The 11,887-nt window shown below is 38.7% G+C and carries 9 protein-coding genes and 1 pseudogene; 2 read left to right on the top strand and 8 right to left on the bottom strand.

What is annotated here, in order from left to right:
- Positions 1 to 33: 33 nt before the first annotated feature.
- From ACOMA9_RS07380 to ACOMA9_RS07370, 3 genes are all read right to left on the bottom strand, one after another.
- Positions 34 to 444 carry a peptide deformylase gene (locus ACOMA9_RS07380; RefSeq protein WP_247905922.1) on the bottom strand — a complete coding sequence of 137 codons (411 nt, stop codon included), beginning with the start codon at positions 442 to 444 and terminating at the stop codon, positions 34 to 36.
- Positions 445 to 508: 64 nt separating this feature from the next.
- Positions 509 to 1,408: a fructokinase ScrK gene (scrK, locus tag ACOMA9_RS07375; protein ID WP_049534497.1), complete on the bottom strand. Its 900-nt coding sequence runs from the start codon at positions 1,406 to 1,408 to the stop codon at positions 509 to 511.
- A gap of 273 nt (positions 1,409 to 1,681) precedes the next feature.
- Positions 1,682 to 3,580, bottom strand: coding sequence for a sucrose-specific PTS transporter subunit IIBC (locus tag ACOMA9_RS07370; RefSeq protein WP_059221460.1), 1,899 nt, complete (start codon positions 3,578 to 3,580; stop codon positions 1,682 to 1,684).
- Between the two features lie 191 nt (positions 3,581 to 3,771).
- On the opposite strand from ACOMA9_RS07370, the gene ACOMA9_RS07365 reads away from it, so the two are divergent.
- Positions 3,772 to 5,229, top strand: coding sequence for a sucrose-6-phosphate hydrolase (locus ACOMA9_RS07365; RefSeq protein ID WP_421425072.1), 1,458 nt, complete (start codon positions 3,772 to 3,774; stop codon positions 5,227 to 5,229).
- Positions 5,210 to 6,175: a LacI family DNA-binding transcriptional regulator gene (locus ACOMA9_RS07360; protein WP_117644842.1), complete on the top strand. Its 966-nt coding sequence runs from the start codon at positions 5,210 to 5,212 to the stop codon at positions 6,173 to 6,175. Before ACOMA9_RS07365 ends, ACOMA9_RS07360 begins: the two co-directional genes overlap by 20 nt.
- A gap of 59 nt (positions 6,176 to 6,234) precedes the next feature.
- Here the strand turns inward: ACOMA9_RS07360 and ACOMA9_RS07355 are convergent.
- The 5 genes and pseudogenes from ACOMA9_RS07355 to ACOMA9_RS07335 all read right to left on the bottom strand — a co-directional run bounded on the left by ACOMA9_RS07355 (position 6,235) and on the right by ACOMA9_RS07335 (position 11,516).
- A pseudogene (locus tag ACOMA9_RS07355) lies at positions 6,235 to 6,941 on the bottom strand (HAD hydrolase family protein).
- Between the two features lie 142 nt (positions 6,942 to 7,083).
- Positions 7,084 to 8,007 (bottom strand): ATP-binding cassette domain-containing protein, encoded by a 924-nt coding sequence (locus ACOMA9_RS07350; RefSeq protein WP_003026175.1) that lies wholly within the window; start codon positions 8,005 to 8,007, stop codon positions 7,084 to 7,086.
- 10 nt (positions 8,008 to 8,017) lie between these two features.
- Complete coding sequence (locus tag ACOMA9_RS07345) at positions 8,018 to 9,085, bottom strand: ABC transporter ATP-binding protein (protein WP_330945223.1); 1,068 nt, start codon at positions 9,083 to 9,085, stop codon at positions 8,018 to 8,020.
- Positions 9,086 to 9,093: 8 nt separating this feature from the next.
- On the bottom strand, positions 9,094 to 10,020 hold the full coding sequence (gene oppC, locus ACOMA9_RS07340) for an oligopeptide ABC transporter permease OppC (protein ID WP_003026180.1): 927 nt from the start codon (positions 10,018 to 10,020) through the stop codon (positions 9,094 to 9,096).
- Positions 10,020 to 11,516, bottom strand: a complete 1,497-nt coding sequence (locus tag ACOMA9_RS07335) for an ABC transporter permease (RefSeq protein WP_003039606.1) — start codon at positions 11,514 to 11,516, stop codon at positions 10,020 to 10,022. The genes oppC and ACOMA9_RS07335 overlap by 1 nt, the downstream gene beginning before the upstream one ends.
- Positions 11,517 to 11,887: the final 371 nt, after the last annotated feature.

Below are 11,887 nucleotides of genomic sequence, written 5' to 3'. Positions count from 1 at the left end.
ACTCAACTCTATAAAAGCTGAGTCGTCAGATTATTAAATCAAAATCCCTTCCAAATGATCCAGTTCATGCTGACAGATTTGTGCGGGAAAATCTTTCAAAGTCAGTGTTTGCTTTTGCCAATGCTGATCCAAATAGTCAACTGTAATTTCCTTATAACGAGTCGTCAAACGACTACCCGCAAGTGACAAACAGGATTCTTCCGCTCGGTAAGGAGATAACTTTCTTTTCAAAATAGGATTGAACATAACAATAGGAATCACATCGTACATCAATATAATGATGCGTTTTTGAACTCCAATCATATTGGCTGCCATTCCGACACACTTATCTTGATTTGCTTTTAAGGTATCAAACAAATCTTGTCCAATTCCGACATCTTCTTTGCTTGCTAGTTGTGCTTTTTGCTGCAAAAACAACATATCTTTTACAATTGGTTTAATCATTTCTTCCTCATCAAAAAAAGAGCAAGCTCATTCCATATTCGCTCACTTGCTCTCAATTACTCAATTATCCTTTGGCTTTTTCGCTGACTTTTTTAGCTAAGACAAAGTTTCCAAGTGTTGCTGACCCATTTCCTGCAACAGCTGGCGTCACAATGTAATCACGCACATCTGGAACAGGCAGATAACCATTCAACAAAACTGTGAACTTTTCACGAACACGGTCCAACATGTGCTGTTGCGCCATAACACCTCCACCAAAGACAATCACATCAGGGCGGAATGTCACCGTTGCTTGAATTGCTGCTTGCGCAATGTAGTAGGCTTGAATATCCCAAACAGAGCTGTTTAGTTCAATATTTTCACCTCGAATGCCTGTCCGAGCCTCTAAACTAGGTCCAGCAGCCAGCCCTTCTAAACAGCCGTTATGGAAAGGACAAACTCCATTAAATTCTTTTTCTACATCCATTGGATGTTTTGCAACATAGTAATGCCCCATTTCTGGATGACCCGTTCCACCGATGAATTCTCCACGCTGAATGGCACCAGCACCGATTCCCGTTCCAATAGTATAATAGACCAAATTTTCAATTCGTCCGCCTGCATTATTTCGCGCCACCACTTCACCATAAGCAGAGCTATTGACATCTGTCGTAAAGTAAATCGGCACATTTAAAGCACGCCGCAAAGCTCCTACAATATCAACATTTGCCCAATGTGGTTTAGGTGTCGTCGTGATAAAACCATACGTTTTTGAATTAGGGTCAATATCAATCGGTCCAAAAGAACCAACTGCAAGACCGGCTAAATTCTCAAAACGAGAGAAAAATGCAATCGTCTTATCCAACGTTTCAATCGGTGTGGTCGTTGGAAATTGTGTTTTCTCAACTACTTCAAATTTTTCATCCCCAACTGCACACACAAATTTTGTACCACCAGCTTCTAGGCTTCCATACAATTTTGTCATTTCAAAACCTCTTTTAATTTTGTTTTCTTCTCTATTCATTATAGCATATCCTCATATGACTTCTGAGTAAAAACCTTACTTTTTCTTCTCTTTTTCAAAGAAAAGGGAGTGGGAAAGAACCGGAAAAAGTTCGTTTCCCACCCCGCACAGTTGATTGACAACTTTGAGACGTGAAGCGAGCAAAGAAAACAATCAACCGCTGTGTTAATGTGTTTTGTTAACTAAAAGTGAAGAAGCTGAACTTTTTGTTCAGCCTCTTATTACATTACAAGGTTAGGCTTTCAGCTCAATCACAGCATCGCCTTTCGCTACTACACCTTCTGCAACAGGAATAACAGAAGCATAATCAGCTGTGTTGGTAACAATCACCATAGTTGTGTCATCCAGACCAGTAGCTGCGATTTTAGCAGTGTCAAAGGTTCCAAGAACATCGCCAGCTTTCACCTTATCACCTTGAGCAACTTTTTGATCAAATCCGTCACCGTTCATAGAAACTGTGTCAATACCTACGTGAATCAAGATTTCAGCACCATTTGCCGTTTTCAAGCCGTAAGCGTGACCAGTTGCAAATGCAATTGTCACTTCTGCATCCGCAGGAGCATACACAACACCTTCACTAGGTTTTACCGCAACTCCTTGTCCCATAGCACCGCTAGAGAATACTGGGTCATTGACATCTTTCAAGTCAACCATTTGACCAACGATTGGAGAAACAATTGTTTCATCAGAAAGGACTGGTGCGGCTGCTTCATTAGCTTCTACTACTTCTTTTGCTTCAGTCACTTCTTCTTCAGCATCTTTGTAACCAAATGCGTAAGTCAAACCAAATCCAAGACCAGTAGTTACAAGTACCATGAAGATATATTGAAGAACTTGCCCATTCAGATAGAGAAGTGTACCTGGGATAATAGTAATACCAAATCCAGTACCAGCAAGTCCAAGAATAGAAGCTAACCAACCACCAGCAGCACCGGCAACAAGACCAAGTACAAATGGTTTACCATAACGTAAGTTTACCCCGAAAATAGCTGGTTCAGTAATTCCAAGACCTGCAGAGAGAGCAGCTGGGAATGCAAGAGCTTTTAGTTTTTTAGATTTTGTTTTTACACCAACTGCAAGAGTTGCACCCGCTTGGGCAGTCATAGCAGCCGTGATGATCGCATTAAAGGCATCTTTTCCTTCATTTGCAATCAATTGCGCTTCTAGTAAGTTGAAGATATGGTGAACACCGGTTACCACGATAAGCTGATGTACACCACCAAGGATGAGGCCAGCTAAACCAAACGGCAAAGCAAGAATAGCTTTTGTTGCAGCAAGAATGACATTTTCAAGTGAGTGGAAGATCGGACCAATGACAAAGAGCCCAAGAACTGACATCACAAGGAAGGTCAAGAATGGTACAACAAGCAAATCAAGCACATCTGGAATTTTCTTATGCAACCATTTTTCAAGTTTCGCACCAAGTAGTCCAATGAAGAAGGCTGGCAATACTGAGTTTTGATAACCAACTACTGGAATGAAACCAAAGAACATGATTGGCTTTGCAGCACCAGAAGCTACATCCCAAGCATTTGGAAGAGCGGTATTTACCAACATCAAACCAAGTACAATACCGATCACTGGATTCCCACCGAATACACGGAAAGCTGACCAAGAAATCAAAGCTGGGAAGAAGGCAAATGCTGTATCTGTCAACACAACTGTGTAAGTATAGAAGTCTGACGCAGCAAAGGCTTTTGAAGTTGTTCCAAATAACCCAAGAATCGTATCATTATTAATCGCACCACGAATCCCCATGAAGAGACCTGTTGCTACGATTGCTGGCAGGATTGGCACAAATACGTCACCAAATGTACGAACGGCACGTTGGAACCAATTTCCCTTTTTAGCTGCTTCTGCTTTTTGCTCACCAGTTGAAGATGTAGGCAAACCAAGCGCTACCACTTCATCATAGATTTTATTCACTGTACCAGTACCAAAGATAATTTGATATTGACCTGAGTTAAAGAAAGCTCCCTGAACCTTTTCAAGATTCTCAACTCTGTCTTTATCAATCTTAGCTTCATCTTTGACCATGACACGCAGACGGGTCGCACAGTGAGCAACACTACTTACATTGTCACGTCCGCCAATGGCCTCAATGACTGCTTTTGCAATGTCCTTATTTTCCATTTGCATCTCCTTATTGAAAATAATTAAAATTTATGAAAGCGATTTAATCGCTCCTACGACTATTATTTTAACATGATTTCAAAATATGTCAAGCGTTTTGCAGAAATTTAATTTTTTTCTATTAAAAAGTTGATTTTTCAAGAGAAAACGTTTACTATATAAGTAAGAAAATTATCTCGGAGGACAAAAGATTGGCTTGGACTACTGAACAACGTTACAAACGCTATGAACAATGGACTGAAAACGAAATCCAACAGATAAAAAATAAAATCGCTACATCACCTTGGCGTGCTACCTACCACGTAGAGCCTGATACGGGACTGCTGAATGACCCAAATGGTTTTTCCTATTTTGACGGAAAATGGATTGCCTTCTATCAAAATTTTCCATTTGGTGCAACTCATGGGCTCAAGTCCTGGGTACAACTGGAAAGTAATGACCTCGTACACTTCACAGAAACCGGTGTTCGTGTTCTGCCAGACACCCCATTAGACAGTCACGGCGCTTACTCTGGCTCTGCTATGCAGTTTGACGACAAACTTTTCCTATTCTATACTGGGAATGTCCGTGATGAGAATTGGGTTCGTCACCCTTACCAAATCGGTGCTTTGCTGGACAAAGACGGACATATTCAAAAACTAAACAAAGTATTGATTGAACAACCTAAGGATACTACAGATCATTTTCGTGATCCTCAGATTTTTAACTACCACGGACAATTTTATGCCATTGTTGGGGGACAAAACCTTGACAAAAAAGGCTATATCAAGCTTTATAAAGCGGTTGACAATGACTATACAAACTGGGAAGAAGTCGGTAATTTACACTTTGAAAATGATAACACCGCCTACATGATGGAGTGCCCAAATCTTGTCTTTATTGATGAGAAGCCTGTTTTGCTCTACTGTCCTCAAGGTTTATCAAAAGAAATTGTCCCTTATGACAATATTTATCCAAATATGTATAAAATAGGTCAATCGTTTGACACAAAGAAAGTAGCAATTGTTGAACCTAGTCCTCTGCAAAATTTAGATTATGGATTTGAATGCTACGCCACTCAAGCTTTCAATGCTCCAGATGGCCGTGCCTTAGCTGTCAGCTGGCTGGGTTTGCCAGATATCGCTTATCCATCTGACCGTTTCGACCACCAAGGAACATTCTCTTTGGTCAAAGAATTAACCCTAAAAGACGGTAAACTCTATCAATACCCTGTCCCAGCTATCACATCCTTACGCACAGATAATATCCAAACGTTTGCTAACCAAGCGCAAACAAAGAACTGCTATGAATTAGAACTAGAATTTACAACCGATTCACAAGCTGAGATTGTCCTTTTTGCAGATCAAGAGCATAAGGGGCTACGCATTTGCTTTGACATCAAAAATGGTCAAGTAACAGTTGACCGTAGTCAAGCCGGTGAGCAATACGCTCTTGAATTTGGTACTGTTCGTAGTTGTACGATTGAAAACCAAGCTACAACTGCTACTATCTTCATTGATAAGTCAGTTTTTGAAATTTTTATTAACAAAGGAGAAAAAGTATTTTCAGGTCGCGTTTTCCCTCATGAAAACCAAAACGGTATTTTTATCAGCGAGGGAAATCCAACTGGAACTTACTATGAATTAGATTATGGTCGCGAAGTTAACTGATGTTGCAAAAATTGCTGGAGTCAGCCCAACCACTGTATCTCGTGTAATTAACAAAAAAGGCTACCTCTCAGAAAAAACGATTACAAAAGTCAATGAGGCCATGCGCGAATTGGGATACAAGCCCAATAATCTCGCTCGTAGCTTACAAGGAAAATCCGCTAAACTGATTGGATTGATTTTCCCAAATATCAGTCACATTTTTTATGCCGAACTCATTGACAAATTAGAGCATGAGTTATTCAAAAGAGGCTACAAGACAATCATCTGCAATAGCGAGCACAATTCAAGTAAGGAAAAAGAGTATCTGGAGATGCTAGAAGCCAATCAAGTGGATGGCATTATCTCAGGTAGCCACAACTTAGGCATCTCTGATTATGACCGTGTAACAGCTCCCATTATCTCTTTTGACCGCAACTTATCCCCTTCCATTCCTGTTGTATCTTCGGACAACTATGCTGGTGGTGTCTTGGCTGCAGAAACCTTGGTCAAATCCGGTGCCCAAAATATCATTATGATTACCGGAAATGATAATTCAAACTCCCCGACAGGTCTCCGCCATGCAGGTTTTGCTTCCATTCTACCTGATGCACCAATTATCAATGTATCAAGTGACTTCTCTCCTATTCGCAAAGAAATGGAAATCAAAAATATTTTAAAACATAGAAAACCTGATGCCATTTTTGCTTCAGATGATCTGACAGCCATTTTAATCATGAAAGTCGCTCAAGAATTGGAAATCAAAATTCCAGAGGAGCTAAAAGTCATTGGCTACGACGGAACTTATTTTGTAGAAAACTACTATCCCCAACTAGCCACCATACAGCAACCATTGAAAGATATAGCTTGTTTGCTGGTAGATTTGTTGCTCCGAAAAATTGCTGGTGAAGAAGTTGTGACAACCGGCTACTTTCTTCCCGTGCACCTCTCTTCAGGAAAGAGTATTTAATTCTGTAAGATAGTGAAAACCCACTTAAGATTTCTCAATACTTAAGTGGGTTTTAGTGTCTATTCGTTGTCTTTATATTTTTCTGCCAGAAGCACATCATCAATAGCCTGCGCACAGCCACCGTGGTCGTTGTCTGCCACAACAATATCTGCTAAATTTTTGATATTCTCATTGGCATTTCCCATAGCAACACCAAAACCTGCTTCGCGAATCATGCTTTTATCATTGTTATTTTTTCAGACAATAAAGTTTCATAAGATTGATCTCGATCCCTTGCCGTAAAGTGATAAATATTGATTTTGTCAAAATGTTCTCTTTCCTTCACTAACAAATCGTAAATATTATCCACCAAGATAGCTGTTTTATCATAAAGTTCAGTATAGATTTCCATATAGTAGTTAGCAATATTCTCAAAATGTGATTTTTGAAGATAGCCTTGTCCGTCAATCATACAAACCAGTATCAAATCTTGAGCTTCTGCTATCGCCTTCACCTTATCCACTGCTAAAGCAGGCAAGGTTTGCTTGGCTAAAACGCATTTGGCCTCCAAATCATAAATCAATGCACTACTTGCAAGAATAGCATAGCGAATCCCGTGCAAATCATCTCAATAAGGAATCACTTCTGACAAAGAACATCCTGTTGAAAGTACAACTTGTTTACCAGCATCTTGAGCTCTCTCAATTGCTTCAACGCTGCTTTTTGCAATTGTTTTTTTACTAGTCAAAAGTGTTCCATCCATATCAAATACAATCAATTGATACATCCTATTACTCCTCTTTTCTATCATATCTAGTATAGCACAGTTTAAAATGGAAACATCCAGAAAAAGATAACATGAATTTAAAAATCACTCTAGATAACTTCTAAAGTGATTTTTAAGATTCTATCAAAGTCAAAGAATGATGTTATAATTCTTTTTTATATTTTTCAACTTCTGCTTTATTAGCCCACACAAAGTGTCCAGGACGAATTTCGACCATTTCTGGCTTATCCGTTGAATAATCATGTTGATTAGCATCATAGACTTTCAACACTTTCTTCCGTTCCAAGATTGGGTCTGGAATTGGCACAGCTGATAATAAAGACTGAGTATAAGGATGAATTGGATTGTTAAAGAGTTCTTCTGTTTCAGCTACTTCGACAATCACACCCTTATAAATAACCGCAATACGATCTGAAATGAAGCGTACAACCGATAAATCGTGAGCAATAAAGAGATAAGTCAAACCTAATTCTTTTTGGAATTTTTTCAGTAGGTTTAAAACTTGCGCCCGCACAGATACGTCCAAAGCTGAAATCGGCTCATCGGCAATGACAAAATCTGGTTCCATAACAAGCGCACGAGCAATCCCAATCCGCTGACGTTGACCACCAGAAAATTCATGCGGGTAACGCGTTAAATGCTCTGATAACAATCCAACTTCATGAATAATATCTTTCACTTTTTTCTTGCGTTCTTCTTCATCTTTAAATAAGTGGAAATTATACAAGCCTTCCGAAATGATATAATCAACTGTCGCACGTTCATTCAAACTAGCAGCAGGGTCTTGGAAAATCATTTGAATTTTACGAATGATTTCTGACTCTTCTTCTTTTGATTTTTTGCCATTGATTTTTTTCCCTTCAAAGAAAATCTCTCCATGACTCGTATCATTTAAACCAATAATCGCACGACCAATTGTCGTTTTACCAGAACCAGATTCTCCTACAAGTGAAAACGTTTCTCCTTTATTGATAAAGAAATTAGCATTTTTAACAGCAACAAATTTCTTGCTTCCCTCACCGAAGGAAATTTCCAAATCTTTAACTTCTACTAATTTTTCAGGCATTTCCTTCCTCCTAGGCGTCTAAATGGGCAAAGCCCATTTTTAAGCTAATTTTTTCGTGCAAATCATCAATAACAGCAGGTTTATTCACTTTTGGAGCATTTTCATGAAGCAACCATGTTTTTGCCCAATGCGTATCTGACACATAGATTTGAGGCGGTTTTTCCTCAAAATCAATTTCCATCGCATAATCTGAACGCAAGGCAAATGCATCTCCTTGTAAATGTGAATAAAGAGATGGCGGCGTTCCAGGAATTGAATACAACTCACCCTTATCATCTGCCAACTGAGGCAGACTAGATAACAAACTCCAAGTGTAAGGATGACGTGGATCGTAAAAGACTTCTTCTACTGTTCCGTATTCAACGATTTCACCAGCATACATAACCGCAACCTTATCTGCAATACTTGCTACCACTCCCAGGTCGTGGGTGATAAAAATAGTTGTGAATTCATACTCGTGTTGCAAAGATTTCAACAAATCAATGATTTGTGCCTGAATCGTAACGTCAAGCGCTGTCGTTGGTTCATCACAGATAAGGATATCAGGTCGACAAGCAAGCGCAATAGCGATAACAATCCGTTGACGCATTCCTCCTGAATATTGGAATGGGTATTCATTAAAACGCTTTTCAGCATCAGGAATGCCGACCTTATTCATATAGTCAACAGCCATTTCTTTTGCTTCTTTTGGCGTTTTCTTTTGATGCTTGATAATCACTTCTGTAATTTGGCTACCAATTGTGTTAATAGGGTCCAAACTCGTCATCGGATCTTGGAAGATTGTCGCAATTTTAACACCGCGTATAGGTTCCCAATCTTTATTAGACTTCAATTTTGTCAAATCTTGTCCGCGGTAATCAATCGTTCCTTGAGCAACTCGACCATTTTCCTCTAACATTCCTGTAAATGTCTTTGTCAAAACAGACTTACCAGACCCTGACTCTCCAACGAGAGCAAGAACTTCACCTTCGATGAGTTCAAGCGAAACACCACGAATGGCTGTTAAGACTTTATCACGAACGTCAAATTCCACGACAATATCGCGAGCAGTCAATATTACATTTTTTTCTTGTGTCATATTTACTCCTATCTATGTGTACGTGGATCACTAGCATCCGCTAAGTTTTGACCGACAACGAATAATGAGAGGGAAACCAAAATCAAGGTTGTCAATGGAATCCAGAAAAGATACGCATTTGTTGTCACGTTTTGTGAATAATCTGAAATTAACCGTCCCAAACTTGGTACTGTGACAGGAAGCCCCAAACCAAAGAACGATAGAAATGCTTCATAAGAAATGAAACTTGGCAGCAGTTGTGAAGCCGTGGTCACAATAACAGAAACCAATTGTGGCATGATATTTTTTACAATGATTTTCAGTGTTGGCGTACCCAAAGTTCGGCTGGCAAGGTTATATTCCAAGTCGCGATAACGCATGATTTGGATACGAATCGTATAAGCAATCCCAACCCAACCTGTGATGGTCATAGCAAAAATCAAGTTCCAGAAACCAGCACCAATTGAATAAGTCAAGACAATGACAATCAAGAGAGATGGGATGTTAGAAATGATATTGTACACTTCCATCATGATACGGTCAACGGTTTTGGAAATTCCCCAGATACCACCAATCACAATACCAATAACTAAGTTAATCACAGTTGCAATGACAGAAATGAGGATAGAGTTACGAGCTCCAAACCATACTCCGTCAAAAAGGGATTTCCCGTTGCTATCTGTACCAAACCAATATTGACCATTTGGTTTAATATAACGCGCACCGAAATCATTCACCTTGCTGACATCGTTAAAGTCAAAATCTGAGAAAATCGGATAAATGAAACTCATCAAAATAATAGCGACCAAAATTCCCAACATGATAACTGTTGATTTCTTTTTTAGGAACTGACGCATAACTGATTTCCAGTAAGAATAGGCTGGAGCATCAATCGTTTCAGAGGCAAAATCATCGCGTTTGACAAATTGGAACTTAGTCTTATCAATTGTAGCCATTATTTACCTCCTTTTGATGTTAATTTAATACGTGGGTCAAGTACTGTCATCAGAATATCACCCAATAGAAGAGCGAAGATAGAAAGACATGTAAAGATAAAGACAAGACCAACGACCATAGAGTTATTTGAAGCTTTAACAGAGTCAATCAACATCTTACCCATACCAGGGAAAGCGAAGACTGTTTCAGTCAAAGTTGCACCTGTAATAACCCCAATAACTGAGTTTGGAATGCTGGATACAAGTGGCACCATGGCATTTTTGAAAATATGTTTATTTGAAATTTCTTTTTCAGAAAGACCTTTTGCACGTGCAAAACGAACAAAATCTTGTGATTGCAAGTCAATCATATAACGACGAATCCAAACGGCTGTCCAAGGCGCACTCAAGAGTCCAAGAATGACTGCCGGCAGCACATAAGAGCGCCAATCACCTGCTCCCAAAATAGGGAATGAATCAGGCAAGCCAATCGCTGAACCAATCAGCCGAATGATATAAACTAAAGCAATAGTTGGCAGTGACATCAAGAAAGTCAATGCACCGGTTGAAATACTATCAAATAACGTATTTTTAAAGCGAGCCATATAAGATCCAAGTGGAACGGCAATTAAGTAAGACAAAGCCAATCCAATCAAACCAACAATAGAAGAGCTCACAATCATCGATGGATATTGATAATTGCTCTCTGTTGCCGTATAAGGGTCATCTTTTCCGTAATTAGCAACATCGCGTGCATCAGCTTGTTTTGGAGACTTATATGTACGCGTATAAATATTAACAGATGAAGTTTTCTTTCCTGTTGGGAATTGAACTTCTGATGTTTTTGTTTGACCTTGCCCTTGTGAAATAACCTGTAAAACAGGAAGATTGGCATAGGTTGGATAGGAGATTCCCAGATTTAATCTCACAAAATTTTGGTGGATATATGGAAACTGACTATTGAAGTACAATAAATATTTATGTTTCGTTCCAGAACCAACAACAGACCAACCAATAGCAGGATCGTTTTCAATGCGAATATATCGCTTCAAGTTCGGATTAGAAGCATCTTTCACAGCACCGGTATGATCAATTTGAATCAAATTACCATAGAAACCAAGAACGCGTTCATAGACTGGAACTTCACGAGTTGCATAAAATTGCTTGCTTTCTTTAAATTGCTGCAATTTCCAACCGCGTCCCAGCTTTTTGATGTAAGCTTCATAGATTTTTTTATTTTCATTAGTAGGTTCTACTGTTACAGAGGAATTCTCTTTACTAGCTTTTTCTTGCAATTCCTTCGTATCATAGTAGTCAATGTAACCCATACGCTCAAAAATCGTATTTTCGTAATTGGCTTTTTTATCAGGAGTTGTCGCTATTTTGTTATAGTTCGGGTCCTGTTTGAAAATCAACTTCCTAGGCACCATAGTATAGATAATGGTGTAAGTCAGCGTTGTTACCATGAAAATAGATACTAAAGAGCGTAAGATACGCATAAAAATATATTTCTTCATTTACCGTTTCCTTTAAAATCCCAAAAGAACTTTCCCTCCTGTTAGAGAAAGTTCTGATGAGAAGTTTATTTTACATGATCTGCTAATTCTTTTTTATTTTAATGATTCAGCATGAGTCACATCAGATATTCCACTTTAATAACTATGGTTAAGTTATTAAACATAACCTGTCAGCCAAGACCGAAGGAAGAGTTAGAGAAATGCCATACCTACGACAAATACCTATTTTCAATTTTAGAATACCTTCAATTTTTAAACTGATTGTTTAAAATTATATCATAATTCTTGTCAATTGTAAAATCAATTGTCAGAATATTTTTATCATAAATGAACCTTTTTTGTTTTTCTGTTAAATTTTTTCTAATTTTTTT

Source organism: Streptococcus atopicus, assembly GCF_049166725.1.
GTDB lineage: Bacteria > Bacillota > Bacilli > Lactobacillales > Streptococcaceae > Streptococcus > Streptococcus hominis.
Note: the sequence above shows the minus strand (reverse complement) of the source record. Positions and strands in the feature narration are given on the sequence as shown.